Source organism: Kitasatospora sp. NPDC034023 (assembly GCF_055575795.1).
Window position 1 is genome coordinate 284,540 of sequence record NZ_JBVIRY010000007.1, and the last position, 20,775, is coordinate 305,314.

At 71.2% G+C, this 20,775-nt stretch carries 21 protein-coding genes; 11 read left to right on the plus strand and 10 right to left on the minus strand.

Annotated elements, in window-relative coordinates; translation table 11 throughout:
- The first annotated feature begins 1 nt into the window (after nucleotide 1).
- The 8 genes from kdpA (at nucleotide 2) to ACZ52R_RS14115 (ending at nucleotide 12,815) form a co-directional block, all read left to right on the plus strand.
- A complete protein-coding gene (gene kdpA / locus ACZ52R_RS14080) occupies nucleotides 2-1,666 on the plus strand; it encodes a potassium-transporting ATPase subunit KdpA (RefSeq protein ID WP_465617196.1) in 1,665 nt (554 codons plus the stop codon).
- Nucleotides 1,666-3,780 carry a potassium-transporting ATPase subunit KdpB gene (gene kdpB / locus ACZ52R_RS14085; RefSeq protein WP_465753512.1) on the plus strand — a complete coding sequence of 705 codons (2,115 nt, stop codon included), beginning with the start codon at nucleotides 1,666-1,668 and terminating at the stop codon, nucleotides 3,778-3,780. Before kdpA ends, kdpB begins: the two co-directional genes overlap by 1 nt.
- A gap of 17 nt (nucleotides 3,781-3,797) precedes the next feature.
- Entirely contained in the window at nucleotides 3,798-4,433 is a 636-nt protein-coding gene (gene kdpC / locus ACZ52R_RS14090; protein WP_465753513.1) for a potassium-transporting ATPase subunit KdpC, read from the plus strand.
- A gap of 128 nt (nucleotides 4,434-4,561) precedes the next feature.
- Complete coding sequence (locus ACZ52R_RS14095; RefSeq protein ID WP_465753514.1) at nucleotides 4,562-7,144, plus strand: ATP-binding protein; 2,583 nt, start codon at nucleotides 4,562-4,564, stop codon at nucleotides 7,142-7,144.
- A complete protein-coding gene (locus ACZ52R_RS14100) occupies nucleotides 7,141-7,824 on the plus strand; it encodes a response regulator (RefSeq protein ID WP_465661908.1) in 684 nt (227 codons plus the stop codon). Before ACZ52R_RS14095 ends, ACZ52R_RS14100 begins: the two co-directional genes overlap by 4 nt.
- 245 nt (nucleotides 7,825-8,069) lie before the next feature.
- A complete protein-coding gene (locus tag ACZ52R_RS14105; protein WP_465753515.1) occupies nucleotides 8,070-9,254 on the plus strand; it encodes an RICIN domain-containing protein in 1,185 nt (394 codons plus the stop codon).
- A gap of 250 nt (nucleotides 9,255-9,504) precedes the next feature.
- Nucleotides 9,505-11,001, plus strand: coding sequence for a hypothetical protein (locus ACZ52R_RS14110; protein WP_465753516.1), 1,497 nt, complete (start codon nucleotides 9,505-9,507; stop codon nucleotides 10,999-11,001).
- A gap of 266 nt (nucleotides 11,002-11,267) precedes the next feature.
- Nucleotides 11,268-12,815 carry a Na+/H+ antiporter gene (locus tag ACZ52R_RS14115; protein WP_465661911.1) on the plus strand — a complete coding sequence of 516 codons (1,548 nt, stop codon included), beginning with the start codon at nucleotides 11,268-11,270 and terminating at the stop codon, nucleotides 12,813-12,815.
- A 328-nt stretch (nucleotides 12,816-13,143) separates the two neighbouring features.
- Here the strand turns inward: ACZ52R_RS14115 and ACZ52R_RS14120 are convergent, their stop codons facing one another.
- Nucleotides 13,144-13,347, minus strand: coding sequence for a hypothetical protein (locus ACZ52R_RS14120; RefSeq protein ID WP_465617212.1), 204 nt, complete (start codon nucleotides 13,345-13,347; stop codon nucleotides 13,144-13,146).
- Between the two features lie 75 nt (nucleotides 13,348-13,422).
- On the minus strand, nucleotides 13,423-14,841 hold the full coding sequence (locus tag ACZ52R_RS14125; RefSeq protein ID WP_465753517.1) for an NAD(P)/FAD-dependent oxidoreductase: 1,419 nt from the start codon (nucleotides 14,839-14,841) through the stop codon (nucleotides 13,423-13,425).
- Nucleotides 14,842-15,087: 246 nt separating this feature from the next.
- Between ACZ52R_RS14125 and ACZ52R_RS14130 the strand changes: the two genes are divergently transcribed.
- The gene (locus ACZ52R_RS14130) at nucleotides 15,088-15,279 is read left to right on the plus strand and encodes a helix-turn-helix domain-containing protein (RefSeq protein WP_465661915.1); all 192 of its coding nucleotides are present in this window, start codon (nucleotides 15,088-15,090) and stop codon (nucleotides 15,277-15,279) included.
- Between the two features lie 58 nt (nucleotides 15,280-15,337).
- On the opposite strand, the gene ACZ52R_RS14135 is transcribed toward ACZ52R_RS14130, so the two are convergent.
- The 4 genes from ACZ52R_RS14135 to ACZ52R_RS14150 all read right to left on the minus strand — a co-directional run bounded on the left by ACZ52R_RS14135 (nucleotide 15,338) and on the right by ACZ52R_RS14150 (nucleotide 17,962).
- The gene (locus ACZ52R_RS14135) at nucleotides 15,338-16,495 is read right to left on the minus strand and encodes a tyrosine-type recombinase/integrase (protein WP_465753518.1); all 1,158 of its coding nucleotides are present in this window, start codon (nucleotides 16,493-16,495) and stop codon (nucleotides 15,338-15,340) included.
- A 176-nt stretch (nucleotides 16,496-16,671) separates the two neighbouring features.
- Nucleotides 16,672-17,049, minus strand: a complete 378-nt coding sequence (locus ACZ52R_RS14140) for a hypothetical protein (protein WP_465617222.1) — start codon at nucleotides 17,047-17,049, stop codon at nucleotides 16,672-16,674.
- Nucleotides 17,050-17,088: 39 nt separating this feature from the next.
- Nucleotides 17,089-17,568: a hypothetical protein gene (locus ACZ52R_RS14145; RefSeq protein WP_465617224.1), complete on the minus strand. Its 480-nt coding sequence runs from the start codon at nucleotides 17,566-17,568 to the stop codon at nucleotides 17,089-17,091.
- Between the two features lie 4 nt (nucleotides 17,569-17,572).
- The gene (locus tag ACZ52R_RS14150; RefSeq protein WP_465617226.1) at nucleotides 17,573-17,962 is read right to left on the minus strand and encodes a hypothetical protein; all 390 of its coding nucleotides are present in this window, start codon (nucleotides 17,960-17,962) and stop codon (nucleotides 17,573-17,575) included.
- 268 nt (nucleotides 17,963-18,230) lie between these two features.
- On the opposite strand from ACZ52R_RS14150, the gene ACZ52R_RS14155 reads away from it, so the two are divergent.
- Both ACZ52R_RS14155 and ACZ52R_RS14160 read left to right on the plus strand, forming a co-directional pair.
- Nucleotides 18,231-18,665 (plus strand): Hsp20/alpha crystallin family protein, encoded by a 435-nt coding sequence (locus tag ACZ52R_RS14155; protein ID WP_465617227.1) that lies wholly within the window; start codon nucleotides 18,231-18,233, stop codon nucleotides 18,663-18,665.
- A 201-nt stretch (nucleotides 18,666-18,866) separates the two neighbouring features.
- Nucleotides 18,867-19,049, plus strand: coding sequence for a DUF2267 domain-containing protein (locus ACZ52R_RS14160; RefSeq protein ID WP_465617229.1), 183 nt, complete (start codon nucleotides 18,867-18,869; stop codon nucleotides 19,047-19,049).
- A 232-nt stretch (nucleotides 19,050-19,281) separates the two neighbouring features.
- Here the strand turns inward: ACZ52R_RS14160 and ACZ52R_RS14165 are convergent, their stop codons facing one another.
- From ACZ52R_RS14165 to ACZ52R_RS14180, 4 genes are read right to left on the minus strand one after another with little or no spacing between them, the layout of a single operon-like run.
- Nucleotides 19,282-19,686, minus strand: a complete 405-nt coding sequence (locus tag ACZ52R_RS14165; protein WP_465617231.1) for a DUF2267 domain-containing protein — start codon at nucleotides 19,684-19,686, stop codon at nucleotides 19,282-19,284.
- Between the two features lie 53 nt (nucleotides 19,687-19,739).
- On the minus strand, nucleotides 19,740-19,979 hold the full coding sequence (locus ACZ52R_RS14170; protein ID WP_465617427.1) for an STAS domain-containing protein: 240 nt from the start codon (nucleotides 19,977-19,979) through the stop codon (nucleotides 19,740-19,742).
- Nucleotides 19,980-20,027: 48 nt separating this feature from the next.
- Nucleotides 20,028-20,339: a hypothetical protein gene (locus ACZ52R_RS14175; RefSeq protein WP_465617233.1), complete on the minus strand. Its 312-nt coding sequence runs from the start codon at nucleotides 20,337-20,339 to the stop codon at nucleotides 20,028-20,030.
- Nucleotides 20,321-20,578, minus strand: a complete 258-nt coding sequence (locus tag ACZ52R_RS14180; RefSeq protein ID WP_465617235.1) for a hypothetical protein — start codon at nucleotides 20,576-20,578, stop codon at nucleotides 20,321-20,323. The genes ACZ52R_RS14175 and ACZ52R_RS14180 overlap by 19 nt, the downstream gene beginning before the upstream one ends.
- Nucleotides 20,579-20,775 lie beyond the last annotated feature (197 nt).

Below are 20,775 nucleotides of genomic sequence, written 5' to 3' on the forward strand. Positions count from 1 at the left end.
CATGAGCTCCACTCTCGCGGGCTGGCTGCAGGCCCTGGCCCTGGTGGCCGCGTTGGTCCTGTGCTACCGCCCCCTGGGCGACTACATCGCCCGCATCCTGACCACCTCGAAGCACCTCAGAGCCGAGCGCGGCATCTACAAGGTGATCGGCGTCGACGGTGACGCCGACCAGCGCTGGCCGGTGTACCTGCGCTCGGTGCTGGCCTTCTCGGCCGTCTCCGTCCTCTTCCTGTACGGCCTGATCCGGCTCCAGGGCTACCTGCTGCTGAACCTGGGCGTCCAGCAGATGGAGGGCCACCAGGCCTGGAACACCGCGATCTCGTTCGTCACCAATACCAACTGGCAGTCCTACGGCGGTGAGTCCGCGATGGGCCACCTGGTGCAGATGGCCGGCCTGGCGGTGCAGAACTTCGTCTCCGCGGCCGTCGGCATCGCCATCGTGGCGGCGCTGATCCGGGGCTTCACCCGCAACAAGACGGACCGGCTGGGCAACTTCTGGGTCGACCTGGTCCGGATCAACCTGCGACTGCTGCTGCCGATCTCGATCGTCTTCGCCCTCGTCCTGGTGGCCAACGGCGTGATCCAGAACTTCCACGGCTTCCACGAGATGACCAACCTCGCGGGTGACGTGCAGAAGATCCCGGGCGGCCCGGTGGCCTCCCAGGAGGTCATCAAGGAGCTGGGCACCAACGGCGGCGGCTTCTTCAACGCCAACTCCGCCCACCCGTTCGAGAACCCGACCGGGTTCACGAACTGGCTGGAGATCTTCCTGATCCTGCTCATCCCGTTCGCGCTGCCCCGGGCCTTCGGCCGCATGGTCGGGGACAACCGCCAGGGCTACGCGATCGCGGCCGTGATGGCGATCTTCTGGGTCGCCTCGGTGGCGCTGATCACCCTCGCCGAGTCGCAGCACTCGGGCTCCGCCCTGCAGGCCGCGGGCGGTGCGATGGAGGGCAAGGAGCAGCGGTTCGGTATCGCCGCCAGCTCGCTGTTCGCCGCGTCGACGACGCTGACGTCGACGGGTGCGGTGGATGCTTTCCACGACTCGTTCACGCCGTTCGGCGGCGGCATCACGATCTTCAACATGATGCTGGGCGAGATCGCGCCGGGCGGTGTGGGCTCCGGCCTGTACGGGATGCTGGTCCTCGCCATCGTGGCGGTGTTCGTGGCCGGTCTGATGGTCGGGCGCACCCCCGAGTACCTGGGCAAGAAGCTCGGCGGCCGGGAGATGAAGTTCGCCTCGCTGTACATCCTCACCACCCCGACGATCGTCCTGGTCGGCACGGGTGTGGCGATGGCCCTGCCGGGCGAGCGAGCCGGGATGCTCAACTCGGGCGCCCACGGCTTCTCCGAGGTGCTGTACGCCTTCACCTCCGCCGCCAACAACAACGGCTCGGCCTTCGGCGGGATCACCGTCAACACCGACTGGTACGACACCGCGCTCGGACTGGCGATGGTCTTCGGCCGCTTCCTGCCGATCGTCTTCGCCCTGGCGCTGGCCGGCTCGCTCGCCCAGCAGCAGCCGGTCCCGGCCACCCCGGGCACCCTGCCCACCCACAAGCCGCTGTTCGTGGGCCTGCTGTCGGGCGTCGTCCTGATCGTCGTCGGCCTCACCTACTTCCCGGCCCTGGCTCTCGGGCCGATCGCGGAAGGTCTCACCTCCTGATGTCCACCCCCACCCTTAGTCCTGCACCGGTCGACAAGACCGAGAACGCGGCACCGCACAGAGTCTCCAGCGGATTGCTGGACCCGAAACTCCTCCTCTCCTCGCTGCCGGACGCGGTGAAGAAGCTCGATCCCCGGGTGATGGTCAAGAACCCGGTGATGTTCGTGGTCGAGGTCGGCTCGGTGGTCACCACGGTCTCCGCGATCGCCAGCCCGTCCGTGTTCGCCTGGTCCATCACGGTGTGGCTCTGGTTGACCACGATCTTCGCCAACCTGGCCGAGGCCGTCGCCGAGGGGCGCGGGAAAGCCCAGGCCGACACCCTGCGCAAGACCAAGACCGAGAGCGTCGCCCGCCGGCTCACCGACTGGCCCAGGAGCCAGGCCGAGGAGGAGGTGCCCGGCACGGCCCTCCAACTCGGCGACCACGTGGTGGTCGAGGCGGGGCAGGTCATCCCGGGCGACGGTGACGTCGTCGAGGGTGTCGCCTCGGTGGACGAGTCGGCGATCACCGGTGAGTCCGCGCCGGTGATCCGCGAGTCCGGCGGCGACCGTTCGGCCGTGACCGGCGGCACCAAGGTGCTGTCCGACCGGATCGTGGTGAAGATCGCCTCGGAGCCCGGCAAGTCGTTCATCGACCGGATGATCGCCCTGGTCGAGGGCGCCGCCCGGCAGAAGACGCCGAACGAGATCGCGCTCAACATCCTGCTGGCCTCGCTGACCATCGTCTTCCTGGTCGCGGTCGTCACGCTCCAGCCGATGGCCACCTACGCGGGCGCCCCGCAGTCGATGATCGTGCTGGTCGCCCTGATCGTGGCGCTCATCCCGACCACGATCGGCGCGCTGCTCTCCGCGATCGGCATCGCGGGCATGGACCGGCTGGTGCAGCGCAACGTGCTGGCGATGTCCGGCCGGGCCGTCGAGGCCGCCGGCGACGTCAACACCCTGCTGCTCGACAAGACCGGCACCATCACCCTCGGCAACCGCCAGGCCGCCGAGTTCCAGCCGGCCGAGGGCGTGACCGTCGAGGAGCTCGCGAGTGCCGCGCAGCTCTCCTCCCTCGCGGACGAGACGCCGGAGGGCCGCTCGATCGTGGTCCTCGCCAAGACCGAGTACGGTCTGCGGGCCCGCGCCCAGGGCGAGCTGACCCACGCCACCTGGGTGCCGTTCACCGCCCAGACCCGCATGTCGGGCGTCGATCTCGACGAGGCGGACGGCGTCCACTCGGTGCGCAAGGGTGCGGCGGGTTCGGTCACCAACTGGGTGACCGAGAACGGTGGCACAGTCGGCAAGGACGTTGCCGAGCTCGTCGACGGCATCTCCGCCGCGGGTGGTACCCCGCTGCTCGTCGCGTCCCGGATCGGCAGTGCGGCCCCGAAGGCCCTCGGAGTGATCTACCTCAAGGACGTGGTCAAGGAGGGCATGCGGGAGCGGTTCGACGAGCTGCGCCGGATGGGCATCAAGACCATCATGATCACGGGCGACAACCCGCTGACCGCCAAGGCGATCGCGGAGGAGGCCGGCGTCGACGACTTCCTCGCCGAGGCCACGCCCGAGGACAAGATGGCCCTGATCAAGAAGGAGCAGGAGGGCGGCAAGCTGGTCGCGATGACCGGCGACGGCACCAACGACGCCCCCGCCCTCGCCCAGGCCGACGTCGGCGTCGCGATGAACACCGGGACCATGGCGGCCAAGGAGGCCGGCAACATGGTCGACCTGGACTCCAACCCCACCAAGCTGATCGAGATCGTGGAGATCGGCAAGCAGCTGCTCATCACCCGCGGCGCGCTGACCACCTTCTCCATCGCCAACGACGTGGCCAAGTACTTCGCGATCATCCCCGCGATGTTCGCCGGGGTCTACCCGGGCCTGAGCCACCTCAACATCATGGGCCTGCACAGCCCGCAGTCCGCGATCACCTCGGCGATCATCTTCAACGCCCTGGTCATCATCGGCCTCATCCCGCTCGCCCTGCGCGGCGTCAAGTACCGGCCGTCCGACGCCAGTTCGCTACTGCGCCGCAACATCGGGATCTACGGCTTCGGCGGTCTGGTGGTCCCGTTCGTCGGCATCAAGCTGATCGACCTGCTCGTCCAGTTCATCCCCGGCCTCAGCTGAGAGAGGAGTCCACCGCCATGTCCAAGCCCCTGCCCGCCGCCGTGCGGACCCACTTCACCGCGCTGCGCGTGCTCCTCGTGCTGACCGTGATCCTCGGAGTCGCCTACCCGCTGCTGGTCACCGGGATCTCCCAGGTCGCGTTCAGCGACAAGGCCAACGGCTCGATCGTGACGTCCGACGGCAAGGAGGTCGGCTCCAGCCTGATCGGCCAGAACTTCAACCTGCCCAAGGCCAATCCGGACGACCCGAAGGAGGAGGCCCAGCCGGACCCGAAGTGGTTCCAGCCCCGCCCCTCCGCGGCCGGGACCGGCTACGACGCCTCCTCGTCCGCCGCCTCCAACCAGGGGCCGAACAGCGAGGACCTGCTGAAGGCCGTCAACGACCGCCGTGCCGCCGTCGCCGCGTTCGACGGCGTCGACCCGGCGAGCGTGCCGGCCGACGCGCTGACCGCCTCCGGCTCCGGCCTCGACCCGCACATCTCGGTGGCCTACGCCAAGGAGCAGGTCAACCGGGTGGCCAAGGCCCGCAACCTGCCGGCCGAAAAGCTGAACCAGCTGGTCGAGAAGTACACCGAGGGCCGCTCGGCCGGCTTCCTCGGGCAGGACGGCGTGAACGTCGTGCTGCTCAACAAGGCGCTCAGCGAGCAGAAGTGATGACACTCCATCGATCTGCCGAGTGACCAGACCGACCCGGGTACGGGGGGCACGCCCCCGCGCCCGGGTCGGTCGCCCATGTCTGCGCACCACCAACCTGCCAGCCACACAAGGAAAGAGCAGCGCCCATGGCTCGCGACCTCGCCCCCGGCACCATGCACCGCCGCGGCCGGCTGAGGGTCTATCTCGGCTCGGCCCCCGGGGTCGGCAAGACCTACCGGATGCTGGACGAGGCCCACCGCCGACAGGACCGTGGCGCGGAGGTGGTGGTCGGGTTCATCGAGTGTCACGGGCGGAGGTTCACCGAAGGGCTGGTGGACGGGCTTGAGGTGATGCCGCGCACCAGACGGACCTACCGGGACGCCGAGTTCGAGGAGATGGACCTCGACGCGGTGCTCGCCCGCCGCCCGTCCGTCGTCCTGGTCGACGAGCTGGCGCACACCAACATCCCCGGCGGCCGGCACGCCAAGCGCTGGCAGGACGTCGAGGAACTGCTCGCCGCCGGGATCGACGTCATCACCACCGTCAACATCCAGCACCTGGAATCGCTGAACGACGTCGTCCAGAAGATCACTGGCATCCCGCAGCGCGAGACCGTCCCGGACGAGGTGGTCCGCCGGGCCGACCAGATCGAACTCGTCGACATGGCCCCGCAGGCGCTGCGCCGCCGGATGGCCCACGGCAACGTCTACAAGGCGGAGAAGGTGGACGCCGCGCTCTCCAACTACTTCCGGGTCGGCAACCTCACCGCCCTGCGCGAACTCGCCCTGCTGTGGGTCGCCGGGCGGGTGGACGAGGGCCTGCGCGACTACCGCGCCAGCCACAGGATCGACCGGGTCTGGGAGACCCGCGAACGCGTCGTGGTCGCCCTCACCGGCGGCCCCGAGGGCGAGACCCTGATCCGCCGCGCCGCCCGGATCGCCGACCGCACCGCCGGCGGCGAGCTGCTGGCCGTCCACGTCTCCCGCAGCGACGGCCTGGCCGGCGCCTCCTCCGGCGCGCTCGCCCAGCAACGGCAGCTGGTGGAGACCCTCGGCGGCAGCTACCACGTGGTCGTCGGCGACGACGTCCCCACCGCGCTGCTCGCCTTCGCCCGCGCCCACGACGCCACCCAGCTGGTGCTCGGCACCAGCCGCCGCGGCCGGATCAACCGCTTCCTGACCGGCCCCGGCACCGGGCAGACCACCGTGGACGCCTCCGAGGACATCGACGTCCACATGGTCACCCACGAGTTCACCGGCCGCGGCCGGCTGCCCGCGCTCGGCCGCCGCCACTCCCGCCGCCGCACCATCGCCGGCTACACGGCGGGCCTGATCGTTCCCCTGCTGCTCACCGTCGCGCTGTCGCCGTTCCGTAGCACACTCAACCTGACCACGGACGCGCTGATCTTCCAACTCGGTGTCGTAGCCGTGGCGTTGCTGGGGGGTGCGCTGTCAGCCTTGCTGGCCTCGGTCATCGCCTCGGTGCTGCTGAACTACTTCTTCATCCCGCCCCTCCACACCCTGACCATCGACGAGGCCAACAACATCGTCGCCCTGGTGGTCTTCGCCACCGTCGCGCTGACCGTTTCCACCGTGGTCGACCACGCCGGCCGGCTCACCAGCCGGGCCGCCCGGGCCACCGCCGAGGCCGAGACCCTCTCCACCCTGGCCGGCAGCGTGCTGCGGGGCGCCGACGCGGTGCCCGCCCTGCTGGAGAAGTCCCGGACGGCCTTCGGGATGGACTCCGTCGCCCTGCTCGACAGCCTCACGGGAGAGACCATCGCGCGCAGTGATGCCGAGACGGACGGAGACGTCGAGACCGGAAGCCCGGAGGAGGCCACCGAGGTGGCCGTCGGAGAGCGGGCCGTCCTGGTGCTCACCGGCCGCCGGCTGCCCGCCGCCGACCAGCGCGTCCTCACCGCCTTCGCCGCCCACGTCGCCGCCGCCCTGGAACGCGACCGGCTGGCCGTGGTCGCCGCCGAGGTCGAGCCGATCAAGGCCGCCGACCGGATGCGTACCGCCCTGCTCGCCGCCGTCAGCCACGACCTGCGCACCCCGCTCGCCGCCGCCCTCGCCTCGGTCGGCTCGCTGCGCAGCCCCGACGTCGAGTTCTCGCCCGAGGACCAGGACGAACTCCTCGCCACCGCCGACGAATCACTCGTCAAACTCACCCGCCTGGTCGACAACCTGCTCGACATGAGCCGCCTCCAGGCCGGCGCGCTCACCCTCCACATGGCGCCCACCCTGCTGGAAGACGTCCTGATGCGTGCCGTGGACTCGCTGACCGACCCGTACGCGCCCGTCCAGCCGCTGGACCTGGACACCGCCCCGGCGGTGCTCGCCGACCCGCCGCTGCTGGAACGCGTGCTCGCCAACGTGATCACCAACGCGCTGCGGTACAACGCCCCCGGCGCACCCGTCCTGGTCACCGCCAGCCACCACGCCGACCAGGTCGAGATCCGGGTGATCGACCGCGGCCCCGGCATCGACCCCGAGGACCGCGACCGGGTCTTCCTGCCCTTCCAGCGCCTCGGCGACACCGACAACACCACCGGCGTCGGCCTGGGGCTTGCTCTCTCCCGCGGCCTCGCCGAGGCCATGGGCGGCGGCCTGGAGGTCGAGGACACCCCCGGCGGCGGCACCACCATGCTCCTCACCCTGCCGGCAGCACCGGAGACTCGGACCGGGGAACCCGGCATCGCCCTGCTGGAGAGGAGCACGGACCGGTGAGCCACATCCTCGTCGTCGACGACGAACCGGCACTGCTGCGCACCCTGCGGATCAACCTCCAGGCCCGGCACTACTCGGTGCTCACCGCGGCCACCGGCCAGGAAGCCCTGGACTCGGCGGGCCAAGCGCCACCCGACGCCATCGTCCTGGACCTCGGCCTGCCGGACTTCGACGGCGTGGACGTGATCCACGGCGTCCGCTCCACGCTGACCGTGCCGATCATCGTACTGACCGGCCGGGCCGACATCGAGGACAAGCTCCGCGCGTTCGACGCGGGCGCGGACGACTACCTGACCAAGCCCTTCAACGTGGACGAACTCCTCGCCCGGCTGCGGGCCGTTCTGCGCAGGCCGCTGGGCGGCGTCCCGTCGGCGCCCGAGCCGTCGGCACGGATCGGGCCGCACGAGATCGATCTCGGTGCGGGCACGGTCACCGGTCCGGACGGCCCGGTCCGATTGACCCCGACCGAGTGGCGGATCCTCGCCCTGCTGCTCGCCAACCCCGGCCGGCTGGTGCCCGGCCGGCAGATCCTGACCGAGGTGTGGGGCCCGGAGGCGGAGGGCAACGGCAATTACCTGAGGGTCTACTTCTCCAGCATGCGGCGAAAGCTCGAACCCGAGCCGGGCCGTCCGCGCCACCTGATCACGGAACCCGGGATCGGCTACCGGTTCCAGCCCTGACCCGGAGGTATCCGGGACGGCCGGGACTCGCGTTCCGGTCGATGTCCCAAGCCTTTCGGTCCATGGCTCCTGCACTGGTCAACGGCTCATCCGGGAAGGGGAGTTCAACGGAATTCGCGGGTTCTTGATCGGCCTCGCATGGATCCCGTCAGGATCACCGGCCGAATCGCGGAATCGACGTCCTCCCCTGCCATCGTGCTTTCCGACCGGATCCGTTCGGGTCCGAATTCGAAGGAGAGTACGTGTTGTCGAGGATCAAGCCGGCGGCCGCAGCCGTGGGTATCGCCGCCCTGGCCGTCGCGGGCCTGGCGGGGCCGGCGGCGGCCGACGGGAGCTACGACCCCGCGAAGGAGAACTGCAACGCCGCGAACGTGGTGACGCCGGGCTCCACCGCCTTCGTGTGGTGCATCCAGCAGGCCCAGAAGAGCGGTGAGGCCAAGCGGAGGGCCCGCGAGGACTTCGTCAAGGGGCTGCTCGACATGCTGGTGAACAAGACCGGTGGCTACTACAACGTGATGATCTTCGACATCAAGGGCAACAACGCCTTCGGGGATCCGTGGTACGTCCACAACTACGAGGAGCACTTGGAGGACGTCGACTTCACCTACGACGTCACGTACCACGACCAGACCTCGCGCGAGGATCAGACCTACCGGATCTGGATCTTCCACGGCGGCGGCATGTTCGCCAACGGCTTCGACGGCGGCTGGGGGAACTGGGCGTTCTACGGCCTGTTCGACCGGACCAGCCGTGAGCACAACTGGGCCTACCCGCCGGGTACCAGCCGACCGGGCCAGCGGTACAACCACACCGACGCGGTGGTGAACTTCCGGCGGACGCTGACCAGCGCCATCCCGTCCGGCTCCCCGGCCAATCCGGGGCAGATCGCCTCTCCGGCGGTGCCGGCCGTGCCCGTGGTGGTGCCCGGAGTGTCCGTCGGCGAGCCCGCGACCCCGGGCGTGCCCGCGACCCCGGGCGTGCCCGCCCAGCCCGGCAAGCCGGGAACGCCCGCCCAGCCCGGCAAGCCGTCCGGCTCGGGCCGCCCGTCGCTGGACACCCCGGTGTATCTGCGGACGGTCAACGGTCTGGGCGCCGTCGCCACCGGCGACGCCGCGGGCTCGGCGGTGATCGCCGGCAAGCTCGGCGGCGCCGACTCCCGCTGGACCTTCAAGGACGCCGGTGACGGCCGCTACCGGATCACCAACGGCCTAGGCCCGGAACTCACCGAGAACACCGGCACCTACTTCGCCGATGTCAACGGCTGGAAGGGTGGCGCGGAGCAGAGGTGGGAGGTCCTCAACGTCACGGGTGACCGCTTCCAGATCAGGATCAGCGACCAGGACTGCCTGACCTATCACGAGGACCGGAAGACGCTCGGCGTGTGGACCTGCGACGGGTCCGCCGAGCAGCAGTGGACGATCACCCGCTGAAGCACCGCCAATGCTTCGTCAAGATGGCCGTCGCCCGCGTCAAGGACGCATCAGGGCGGGCGGACAGCTGTTCGGCCGCACCTAGTGTGAGCTGCGAGGAAACGGTTCTCCGTCCGGGCGTGGGGCCTGGCGGAGAACCGTTTGCCGACACCGCCCCGGAGGTTCCTCCGGGGAAGTTCGGCGGCCAGTGAGAAACAGGGTGAGGGGGCGCGCGGCGATGCCAACGGGTACGTCGGGCGGTACGGCTGTCATGGGGAAAACGGTCGCGTCGGAGACGGCGCGCCAGGAGACAGCCGCACCGCCTCCCGGGTCGCGCGCTCCCGGTCACTGGCTCGGCCGCGCCTGGCGCAGCCGGGCCTGGTGGAACACCCCGCGCCTGGTGCGCGGGCTCACCGGCCTCTGCCTCGTCGCGCTGCTCGTCGCCGGAACGGCGGCGGCGACCGTCCTGGGCGGGGCCCGGGACGGCGCGGACGTGATCGGTCACCGGGCCGCCCCGCAGGTGGTGCGCTCGGCGGACCTGTACTTCGCGCTCAACGACATGGACGCCCAGGCCGCCAACCTGTTGCTGTTCGGTGCCGACCCGGACTACACGGCACTGCGCAAGCAGACCCTGGACACCTACGAGCAGCGCCGCACCCAGGCCGACACCGACCTGCAGCGCGTCGCCGAGGCAGTGACCGGTGATCCGGCCGGGCAGCGGGCGGTGCAGACCGTCATCGGTGAACTCGGCCGCTACGAAGCCCTGGTGGCCCGCGCCCAGCTGCTGGAAGAGCAGGCCCACGCCCCGGCCGGCCGCCCCTCAACGGACGCCCTCGTGGCCTACCGGCAGGCCACCGACCTGCTGCGCCAGCAACTGCTGCCGGCCGTCGACGAGGTGACCAAGGCCAACGCGGCCGTCGTGGAGCGCAACTACGCGGACCAGCGCGACGCCCTGGCCGGCGGCTGGTGGGAGATCCTGCTCACCGGCCTGACCGCCCTGGTCGCGCTCGGGCTGCTGCAGCGGCTGCTGGCGGTGCGCTTCCGGCGGCTGGTGAACGTGCCACTGGCCGTCGCCACCCTCCTCACCGTCGTCGGCCTGGTCACCGCGCTGGCGCTGGCGTCCCGCGCGGACGACCAGCTGGTGGTCGCGAAGAGCAACTCCTTCGACTCGGTGATCGCCCTCAGCCGGGCGCGCGCGGTCGCGTACGACCTCAACGCCGACGAGAGCCGGTACCTGACCGACCCCGCCCGGGCGGCGGCCTACGAGCAGAGCTTCCTCGACAAGACCCAGGCCTTCGCCCGGGTCGACGGCGCCACCCTCACCACGTACAACGACCGGCTCGCCGCACTGGCCGACCGGCACCGGGCCGACCACGGCCAGGTCGGGTTCGGCGGGTACCTCGGCGACGAACTGCGCAACATCACCTTCGCGGGGGAGCAGGACGCGGCGGAGCGGGTGCTGGCGGCCTTCCAGCAGTACCAGCGCGACGACCGGAAGATCCGCGAGCTGAACGCCCAGGGAAAGCTCAAGGAGGCCGTCACCTACAACACCGGCCTCACTCCGGGCCAGTCCAACGCCGACTTCGGCGTGCTCAGCGCCGCCCTCGACGACAACCAGGCGATCAACCAGCGCGCCTTCGAGGCCGCGGTCGCCACCACCGACGACGACCTCGACGCCACCACCGCCGGCCTCGGCGCGGCGGCCCTGGCGGCGGCACTCGCCCTGACCGCGCTGGGAGTGCGGCCGCGCCTGCGCGAGTTCGCCTGACCGGGAGAGGCCGACGGCAACCGGCTCGCCTCCGTCCGCTACCCGCAGCCGGAGGAGTACGGCCAGTGACCGCCAGGCGCGGGCGGAGACGGCCACGCCCTGTTCGCACCGCTCGCGCTCCGATGTCCGTGATCCCGAGCCTGCCTGCCCCCGCTAATGCTCCGATAAGATGACGACAGGTGTGCCGGGAAGCCTGGTCGGCGCGGGGGACGACTGCGGCATCGGCCACGGTGACCCCGATTCTTGCGATGGGGTCCTTTCCACCGATGCACGTCGTGGCGATCGTTCTCGTCCTGGTGGTCCTGGCCACGGCCGTGGCCACCTTCGCCGGGCGGCTGCGCGTTCCCGCGCCGTCGCTGCTGGTCCTGGCGGGCATCGGGGTGGCACTGATACCCGGCGTCCCCGCCCTGCACGTACCGCCGCAGGTGATCGGCATGGTGGTCCTGCCCCCGCTGCTGTACGCCTCCGCCGAGGAACTGTCGCTGCGCGACCTCCGCACGGTCTGGCGCCCGGTGACCATCCTCTCCTTCGGCCTCGTCTTCGCCTCCGCCGCCGCCGTCGGCTTCACCGCCGTCGCCGTCGCCGGGCTGCCGCCCGCGATGGCCTTCGTACTCGGCGCCGTCCTCTCCAGTACAGACCCGGTGGCCGTCACCGCGCTCGGCCGCCGCCTGGCCCTCCCGGGGCGGCTCCAGGTGCTGGTGCAGGCCGAGAGCCTGTTCAACGACGCCACCTCGCTCGTCCTGTTCAAGGTCGCCGCCGGCATCGCGGTGGCCGTCGGCGCCTCGGTGAGCCTGCCGGCGGCGGGCGGGGAGTTCCTGCTGCTCGGCGGGGGCGGAAGCCTGGTCGGTGCCGCCGTCGCCGGCCTGGTGTGGCTGGTGCGCCGCCGCACCACCGACCCGGTGCTGGAGACGGTGATCGCCCTGGTCACCCCGTACGCGGCCTACGTACTGGCCGAGTCCGCGCACACCTCGGGCGTCACCTCCGTGGTGGTCGCCGGCGTGCTCCTCGGCCGCTCCGGCCACCGGCTCACCGACGCCCACATCCGGCTGCAGCTCAACGCCGTGTACGCGGTCGTGGTGTTCCTGCTGGAGAGCGTCGTCTTCTCCATCGTCGGCCTGGAACTGCCCACCCTCGTACGGGACCTGCCCGCCGGCACCGGCTGGTGGCCCCTGCAGGCACTCGCGCTCGCGGCCGTCCTGATCGCCGTGCGCGTGCTCTCCACCCTGCCGCTGACCCGGGCCGTCAAACCCAACCGCGGCCGGCTCTCCTGGCGCGTCGCCGGGGTCGTCACCTGGGCCGGCACCCGCGGCGTCATGCCACTCGCCGCCTCCCTCTCCATCCCCCTGCTCGCCGACGACGGCACCAAACTCACCGGACGCCCCCTGGTCCTGGTACTCACCACCGCCGTCGTCGTCTTCACCCTCGTCGTCCAGGGCCTCACCCTCGCCGCCGTCGTCAACCGCTCCGGCCTCGCCCTCGAACCCGAACACACCACCCGCGAAGAAGACGACGCCCGCGACACCCTCAACCGCGCCGCCCTCGACCACATCGACCACCTCACCGAACTGGAAGCCCTCCCCGACACCGCCCTCGACCGGGTCCGCCGCGCCCTCACCGCCCGCCTCGACCACACCCCCGAAACCCCCGACGGCACCACCGCCGACACCGCCTACCGCCAGCTGCGCCGCGAGGTCATCGCCGTCCAGAGCACCGAACTGCGCCGTCTCTACGACGAACACCGCATCAGTGACACCACCCGCCGCAGCCTCCAGCACGACCTCGACCGGGAGGAAGCCGCCCTCGGCACACCCTGAAGACCGGCCCGGCCCCCGGCCCCCGGCCCGCGGCCTTCGGGCGGCGGGCCGGGCGGACGGGTGGTGCCGGGTGGTCCGCACGGGGAGTCGAGAGCGAGCAGAGGCCCGGGTGAGGTCGCGCAGTCATCTCGCGCTGAGCGGCAGGCTCAGCGGTTGGGGCGGGCGCGAGGACGAGGTGCGCGAGCGGACCGGAGTACGAGGCGGGCGATCAGGGCGTTGCAGTCGGCAAAGGTCAGCAGCGCTGCGGGGGAGTCGGCCTCGCCGGGGGAAGGCCGAACCGTGATCCAGCGAGGAGGGCATTCACCAGCTCGCGTTCCGCGGAGGAGGTTCAGCGCCGGCGTCGCGCCGGGACGAACGCGGTGAGTACCGCACACACGGTCGAGCCGAACAGCATGCCGACCCACGGCACTTCGCCGCCGGGGCGATGCGTCACCAGCGCGCAGACGAGGAAGCCGATCCCGCCGCCGACGAAGAGGAATGCGAAGGCGCGAAGCGCGCGCTGCCACCTTCGGCGGTCTGTTCCTGAAGTCACGGTAGGGATTATCCACCCGAGCCGTCGGGCATCGACGGGTCGTGCCGGACTTCCGGCCCCGCCGCGGGCCGGGGGTCAACCGCCCGCTCGGTAGCGGTGGATGAGGGCTACGGCCATGGCGCCTTCGCCGACGCCCGACGCGACGCGCTTGATCGAGCCGGCGCGCACGTCTCCGGCCGCGAACACGCCTGGGACGCTGGTCTCCAGCGGGTAGGGGTCGCGTGCCAGTGGCCAGGAAGCCGGCCGTTCGCCGGTGCCTCTCAGGTCGGACCCGGTCAGGACGAACCCGTGGTCGTCGCGGTCCACGACGCCGTCCAGCCAGCCGGTGCGGGGCCGCCCGCCGATGAAGGTGAAGACGAACCCGGCCGTCTCCTCGGTCCGTCGACCGGTGGCGTCGTCCTGGAGCGTGATGTGCTCCAGCCGTTCCGATCCGTCCAGGGCGAGGACCCGGGTGCCGAGGCGCACCTCGATGTTCGGGGTCCGGTGGATCTCCTCGACGAGGTACCTCGACATCCCGGCCTCCAGCGAGTCGCCCCGCACCAGCACGGTGACCCTCGCCGCGTACCGGGCGAAGTGGATCGCGGCCTGTCCGGCCGAGTTGGCGCCGCCGATGATGTGGACGTGGTGCGAGAGGCAGGAACTGCTCTCGGTGGTCGCGGCCCTGTAGTACAGGCCTGCGTCCTCGAACCGCTCCGCGCCCGATACCTCCAGGCGGTTGTACGAGACCCCTGTGGCCACCAGCACGGTCCCGGCACTGACCTCGGAGCCGTCGGCCAACGTCAGGATCCGGGCGGGGTCGGCCCGTCGTAGCCCGACGACATCCACCGGATGGAGCAGTTCCGCGCCGAAGCGGGTGGCCTGGCTGACCGCGCGCCGGGCGAGGTCGGCGCCCGACAGGCCGGCGGGGAAGCCCAGGTAGTTCTCGATCAGGCTCGACGTACCGGCCTGTCCGCCGGGCGAGTCGGCGTCCAGCAGCAGGGTGGACAGGCCCTCCGAGGCCGCGTACACGCCGGCGGCGAGCCCGGCCGGGCCGGCGCCGACGATGACCGTGTCGTAGTGCGGCCGGGAGGCGGTGGTGACCAGGCCGAGGCGGCCGACGAGCTCGGCGGTGCCCGGGGCGGAGAGCGTTCCGGCGGAGACAAGGTGCCCGACGACGCGGATGCCCTGGTAGGCGGGGCGGTACGAGGCGGTCCAGTCGGAGAGCAGGTCGTCCAGCACGGGGAAGAGCCGCTCGGTGGGTGGGTCCCAGGGCTTCATCAGGTAGTCGTCGAGCCGCACCTTGTTGATGGCGGTGATCGTGGTGTCGGTCTCGGCGAACGCGGTGAGCAGTACCCGTTTGGCGTCCGGGAATCGGCTCACGGCCTCCAGGAGGAAGTCGATGCCGGTCATGTCCGGCATCCGATGGTCGACCAGGAAGAGCGCCGGGTCCTGGGCACGCTCGTCGAGGGCGTCCAGGATGCTGAGCGCGTCGGCGGCGGAAGCGGCGCTCAGCACACGGTAGCGGTCGGCGTACGCGGAGCGCGGCGGACGGCGCGGAGCACCTGGGGGTCGTCGTCCACCGCGAGGATCACCGGCCTCCCGGCCGGGCCCTTGTCACGGGAGCGAAGCGGAACGAAATCCGGCGCTGGAAGCCTGCGATACGAGTTACCACAACAACCCGGCGCGGCCGAGCCGTTGTTCCGTGCGACGCTCCGGACTGCCCGCGGCAACAGTAGCCGTTGGCCGTCGCAGAGGAGAGTCGTGGCCGAGCAGTTCATGAGCGTCAAAGAGACCGCGGAGTACCTGAACATGTCCGTACCGTGGGTGTACCGCGAAGCTCCTCAAGTTGGCCTCGTCCCCTACAGGTTCGGGCGGGGACGCAACGCGAAGCTGCAGTTCAAGGTGTCCGAGGTGCAGGCGTGGGTGAAGCAACAGCGCCTGTCAGCGGTGTGACGTCGACCAGAAGACGAGGAGGGCCCGCCCCAACCGGGGGCAGGCCCTCCTCATTCGTTCAGGCGGCGAGGCCGAGGTCGAGGAACTGGGCAGCACGGCTGATCGAGCCGGGCATCAGGTGGCGGTAGATCTTGAAGGTGACGTCGATGGTCTTGTGACCCATCCACTCGGCGACGTCGGTGATCGGGATGTTGTGGGTGAGGCAGTTCGAGGCGAAGAAGTGGCGGAGGCCGTAGAGGGTCATGCCCTCGGGGATGTCGATGTCGTCGGCCTGCTTGACGAGGCGCTGCCAGCGGTTGTTCAGGATGTGGTACGGGAAGGGCTTGCTGAGGTCCCGGGGGTGGCGGAGGAGGTAGCCGTCGACCGTGCCGTACTTGTCGGCGTACCACTCGACGGTCAGCTTGACCCGGGCCGGCAGCGGGACGTCGCGGTAGTCGCCCGCCTTGCGGTGCTTGAGCGGGGCGTAGTCCTTGGTGGTCTGGTTGACCTGCTCGGTGACGCGGTAGACGTCGTCGGCGACGATGTTGTTGATGTTGACCGCGGTGGCCTCGCCGTTGCGCAGACCGCAGCCGCTCATCAGGTCGGCAATGACGCGGAAGGCATCGTCGCCGGCGGTGCGTATCCCCTGGAGTTGGGAGAGGGAGGGGATGACGGCGCGCTTCGGGTCGTACTGGGGCGGCTTGACGCCGTCGAACGGGTTCTCGTCGTAGAGGCCGAGGCGGTGGGCGTCGAGGAGGACCGACTTCAGCTTGTCGAAGGCGTTGGACTGAGTGGCGAGGCCGACACCGTTGCGCTCCATGGTCTGGATGAAGGTCTCGACGACCTTGTGGTCGAAGGTGCCCATCCGGCGGCTGCGGAAGGCGGGGTACAGGTGGTGCTCCAGCAGCGAGTCGAGGTGGCGGAGGGAGGCGGCGCCGAGGTGGCGCTGGCCGGCCTTCCACTCCTCGACGTACGGCTCGAACTGCATCGGGCCGTACTTCTGGATCCGTTCCGCCTTGCGCTGGCTCTGCGGGGCGCTCTTGCGGGCCTGGTACACCTCGATGAGCCGGGCCTTCGCCTTGTCCTGCGTGGCGAAGCCCGACTCCTCGGTCTGCCTTCCAGCCGCGTTGCGGTACCGGATCTTGTACTCGTGCGGGCACCTCGACCACCGGCTCTCGGGGTGCTCGCACTCCTTGAAGAAGCTGCCCATGCCGCGGACGAGGTTGATGGTGGCCATGGTTGTCGACTCCCGGGCGCCTTGCTGACCTTTTGCTGACCCCGGATGGTCGATCAAGCCCCTGAGCTGGGAAGAAACGGCAGAGCGGTGGTATGTGGTGGAACTTTATCGGGCGATCCGGTGACGAGATCGTGCAGGCGCGAACCGCGCGTGGGCTCGTTCAGGGTCGGGCACCTTCAGGCCTGGCCGGTCCCGACGGGGCCGGTGTAGACGAGGTCGGCGGCGGCGTGCTGGGCGCGGCGCAGGTGGGTGGCGGCGTTCTGGAGTGCGGCGATGGTGGCGCCGAGTTCGTGGGTGACGTCGTCTCGTCGTCGGGCGGGGGTGGGCGGATCGTCGTAGATCGCGAGGTTCTCGGTGGGTATGGCGTTCAGCCCGGCGGCGAGCTGGTGCAGGGTACGGGGCAGCTGTTCGAGCAGGCCTGCCAGGGCGCCGGCGGTGTGGTGGACGTCGGTGGGATACGGGTACGCGTCGGTGCGGGTGGTGCGTGCGTTGAGCCGGCGGATCTCGTCGGCGGCGGCCACCGCGATCTGCTGCGGGGTGCGATCGGTTGTCATCGCCGGCCTTCCTTCGGCGGATGTGCGCGGGGTTCGAGGTCAGGCGTGTGCCGCGACCGGGCCCGGCCGGCGCCGGCGTCGGCGACCGGCCCTGCCGGGTGGGGCCGGTGGAGCGGCGGGGGCCTCGGGCGCGGGCGCCTGGTGGGTGGCGGTGGCGGTGGCGCGGCGAATCGCGGTCCGCAGGTCGGCCGCGGTCTGCGGGGCCCGGGTGGCGTGGGCGGCGATGCGGGCGTAGGGCGCGGGAGGGCGCAGGTCGATGCCGACCGCGCTCGCGCCGAACGGGCGAAGGGCGACGAGGTCGCGTCCGCGGGAGTGGCGCCAGATGCCGGCGCACAGTCGGCCGGGGATGAGCAGGCCCCGCTCCCGGGTGCCGCGCAGAAGCCGCCACGGCTGCCGGGTCGCCGTCACGCTCTCCACCGCCGCCAGCGGGATGCGTATCCGGCCGGTGCCGGCGGCGAGGCGCTCCCACCATGCGAGGTCGACGATCAGGTCCTGGCCGTCGACGGTCAGTACGGCCATCGCCTCACACCTCCTCGGCAGGTGAGCGGTCGGGCCCGCCGGTTCGCGGCGGCTGGGGGTGGGCGCAAGCGCCGAGCCGGGGGGCGCCGTGGCGTCCGGGCCGGTGGCCCACGCTGTCGGTGACGTGCCGGCGCGGCGTTGCCGGGGTGCCGGGCGAGATCGCGGTGGGGCGGCGGGCGGCGATGCGGCCCGCCCGGCAGCGCCCGCGCCCGGGGCGGGCCGTGGCGGCGGACGGGGCGCAGGGGGAGGCGGGGGCGGTGTCGTCCCGGGAGAAGTACTCCCTCGTCGTCCCGTCGTCGTCGCGGTACTGCCGGACGTCGTAGTCGACGCTCCACAGGTGCCGGCAGTGCCTGCGGGTGAATTCCACGCGTTCCAGGGCCAGTTCCGTGATCATCTGCCATCACCTCATCGGCGGGCTCGGTCGGGGGCGGTGCCGCCGGGCTCCCTGGGAAAGCGCTGCGGCCCCCAGTAGTCCGTATACCTCGCCGCAGTGGTTCGCGACAACCGCCGTCAGGGCCTGCTGCGGCGGGTGGGGCGGGGCTCTCGCGCATGGCGTCACTCCTTTGGTGACTCGCGTATTTGTCATCGGATGGATGACATGCTAGAACGGAATCAGGTGAAGCGCACTGGCCCCCTTTGATCCCTACTGGAGGTGTTTCGCGATGCTGATGCGCACCGACCCGTTCCGCGAGCTGGACCGCCTGGCCCAGCAATTCCTCAGCACGACCGGTACGTGGTCCCGCCCCACCCCGATGCCGCTGGACGCGTACCGCACCGGCGACGAGTACGTCATCTGCTTCGATCTGCCCGGGGTGGACCCGCAGGCGATCGACATCGACGTCGAGCGGAACATGCTGACCGTCAAGGCCGAACGACGTCCTCGCCGCGAGGGCGAGGACGTCAAGTGGGAGCTGTCCGAGCGCCCGCTCGGCGTGTTCTCCCGCCAGGTCATGCTGTCCGACACCCTGGATCCCGAGGGGATCAGCGCCGACTACGATTCCGGCGTGCTGACCCTGAAGATCCCGGTCGCGGAGAAGGCCAAGCCCCGCAAGATCGCGATCAGCCACGGCGGCGACCGCAAGCAGATCCAGGCCTGACCCCCTCACCCCTCCCCGGAAGCGGGGCTGTCCCGCGCGGCTTCCCCCCGGCCGCGCGGGACAGCCCACCCCGTTCCGCGCCGAGCCCCGCAGCACGCGCCCGCCCAGGTCGAGACCGCCGCGACGGGCCAGCGGCTGCCCGCCGGACACCCCGTACGCCGCACCAGCCGGCCCCGTGACCCGGAAAGGCCCTGATCCGTCATGACGTGGCACCACCTCGTGCAGCAGGTCCGCGACCTCGGCCGCTACGACACCGACCAGAAGGCGGAGCGCGTCCTGGACGCGGTCCTCACCGTCCTCGGCTCCCAGCTCACCGGCGACGAACGCTGCGACCTCGCCGCCGCCCTCCCCGACCGTGCGCGCGCCGTCCTCGCCGCCGCCTGATGGATCTGCCGCCCGGCCCACGCCCCCGAGTCGCGCGTCATCCTGTGCCTGGCCGGCCGTAGGGGAAGCCGGCGGTGACCGATGAGGGGCCAGGCTCGTTGGACCGTGGACGTGCTCGGCCGCAGCCAGAAGGCCGGTGCACGGACGTACCCCCCCGTACCCCCGAGCGTCCGCCCTACGGCCGTCCTCCCCAGGCGTCTGCGGGCGTGACCTCGCAGGGTGGCCGGGTGGTTCACGGGCGTCGGCCGGGCTGCGGGCGGCCGAACAGGAGGTCGTAGCCGGGCGGCAGTTGGAGCAGGACGCGGCCCATGAGGTCCTCGCCGACCGCGTCGGCGGCGGTGGACAGGACCGCGCCGACGTCCCACAGGGCGGTGGTCTCGGTGGCGCCCTCGATCCACGCGGCGGTGGCGCGTACGAACCGCTCGGGAGTGAGCGGCTCGGCGGCTTGCAGCGGGTTGAGCAGGACCAGGGCGAGAGTCTCGGGCAGCCGGGCCGCGAGATGGGCCCGCACATCGCCGAGCAGGTGGGCGCCGAGCAGGGCCAGCACGACGCGGGCCGCCCGTTCGGCCTCCTGCGGGGTGCCGTACTCCCCGCGGTCCTGGACGGTCTCGAGGAATGCTTCCCAGCGCAGAGTCATCGCTTTTTCGTCCCTTCGCTCCGCCCGGGTTCGCCGGGCCGGGATTCGCCAGGTCAGGGTTCGACGGGCAGGCGCCGGTGCGGGCCGGTCAGGCGCAGCAGCCGCTTCACCCGCCCACCGGAGACGTGCAGTGGGAGGATGCGGCCTGCCCGCTCCGCCCGGTTGGCGGCGGCGACCAGGGCGCCGAGGCCGGCGCGGTCCATGAAATCGACACGTGACACGTCGACCACCGCCCGTGGGGCCCGCTCGAGGGCTGCGTCGATGCGCTCGCGCAGCGTCGGACCGGTGGCGATGTCGACATTCCGGCAGTCCCGAGAAACTGCTGGGCGAGGCGGTCCGGTTCAGGGAAGGGATCGGTGCGCATCACCATCACGGAACACCTCCGGTCGCTCCAGACACGTGCTGCCAGTGCGCCTGACCTCTTCACCGTTGTAGCAGGTCGTCGTAACGACGACAAGCGGCAGGTCGTCGGGAAGGTGACTGATGGATTCGCGGCGCTGACGACCACGTCCGCGGCGAGCGCCGTGCGCAGCGCCGGCGGCCCCGTCCGGATCGGTGACGTGCGTGAACAGGCCGATCAAGCGCCTGACACGGCTGTCACCGGCGGCGCGCACCGCCCCGACGGTCTCGAGCTTCAGCTGGCGGTGACCCACCGGGCGGTGCGTGTGTGCAGAGGAGAGACGACGGCGGCGTAGCAGTTGCCGGGCAGGTCGGCCACCCAGTCGAAGGTGTCGAGGGTGACGCCGTGCTGGGCGGCGGCGCGGAGCATGTCGGCGAGCAGGGCGGTCGCGGCGGCCCTGTCCTGCTCGGTGCCCTGCTCCGGGCGGCGCTCGGCGACGGCGTTGACGCGCTCGGACAGGGTGCGGTTCCTGCGGTCGGTGTACTCGTACACGCTTCGGTTTCCTTGATCGGTCGGAGAGGCGTCGACCGGGGCCGGCTTCCGTTTCCGACTGCCGGAGTGGGTGACCGCGGCGGTACCGGAGGGGGGTGGATGCCGGGCCCGGCGCGGCCCAGGCGTTCCGCCGGGGCCGGGTACGGCTCGTGGACCTGGCCCCGGCGGTGCGTGTTGGCTGGGCGGAGGTGGCGCCG

Coding starts and splice junctions, on each gene's coding strand:
- kdpA (WP_465617196.1), top strand. CDS start 2: ATGAGCTCCACTCTCGCGGGCTGGCTGCAGGCCCTGGCCCTGGTGGCC.
- kdpB (WP_465753512.1), top strand. CDS start 1,666: ATGTCCACCCCCACCCTTAGTCCTGCACCGGTCGACAAGACCGAGAAC.
- kdpC (WP_465753513.1), top strand. CDS start 3,798: ATGTCCAAGCCCCTGCCCGCCGCCGTGCGGACCCACTTCACCGCGCTG.
- ACZ52R_RS14095 (WP_465753514.1), top strand. CDS start 4,562: ATGGCTCGCGACCTCGCCCCCGGCACCATGCACCGCCGCGGCCGGCTG.
- ACZ52R_RS14110 (WP_465753516.1), top strand. CDS start 9,505: ATGGGGAAAACGGTCGCGTCGGAGACGGCGCGCCAGGAGACAGCCGCA.
- ACZ52R_RS14115 (WP_465661911.1), top strand. CDS start 11,268: ATGCACGTCGTGGCGATCGTTCTCGTCCTGGTGGTCCTGGCCACGGCC.
- ACZ52R_RS14135 (WP_465753518.1), bottom strand. CDS start 16,495: ATGGCCACCATCAACCTCGTCCGCGGCATGGGCAGCTTCTTCAAGGAG.
- ACZ52R_RS14140 (WP_465617222.1), bottom strand. CDS start 17,049: ATGACAACCGATCGCACCCCGCAGCAGATCGCGGTGGCCGCCGCCGAC.
- ACZ52R_RS14145 (WP_465617224.1), bottom strand. CDS start 17,568: ATGGCCGTACTGACCGTCGACGGCCAGGACCTGATCGTCGACCTCGCA.
- ACZ52R_RS14150 (WP_465617226.1), bottom strand. CDS start 17,962: ATGATCACGGAACTGGCCCTGGAACGCGTGGAATTCACCCGCAGGCAC.
- ACZ52R_RS14155 (WP_465617227.1), top strand. CDS start 18,231: ATGCTGATGCGCACCGACCCGTTCCGCGAGCTGGACCGCCTGGCCCAG.
- ACZ52R_RS14160 (WP_465617229.1), top strand. CDS start 18,867: ATGACGTGGCACCACCTCGTGCAGCAGGTCCGCGACCTCGGCCGCTAC.
- ACZ52R_RS14165 (WP_465617231.1), bottom strand. CDS start 19,686: ATGACTCTGCGCTGGGAAGCATTCCTCGAGACCGTCCAGGACCGCGGG.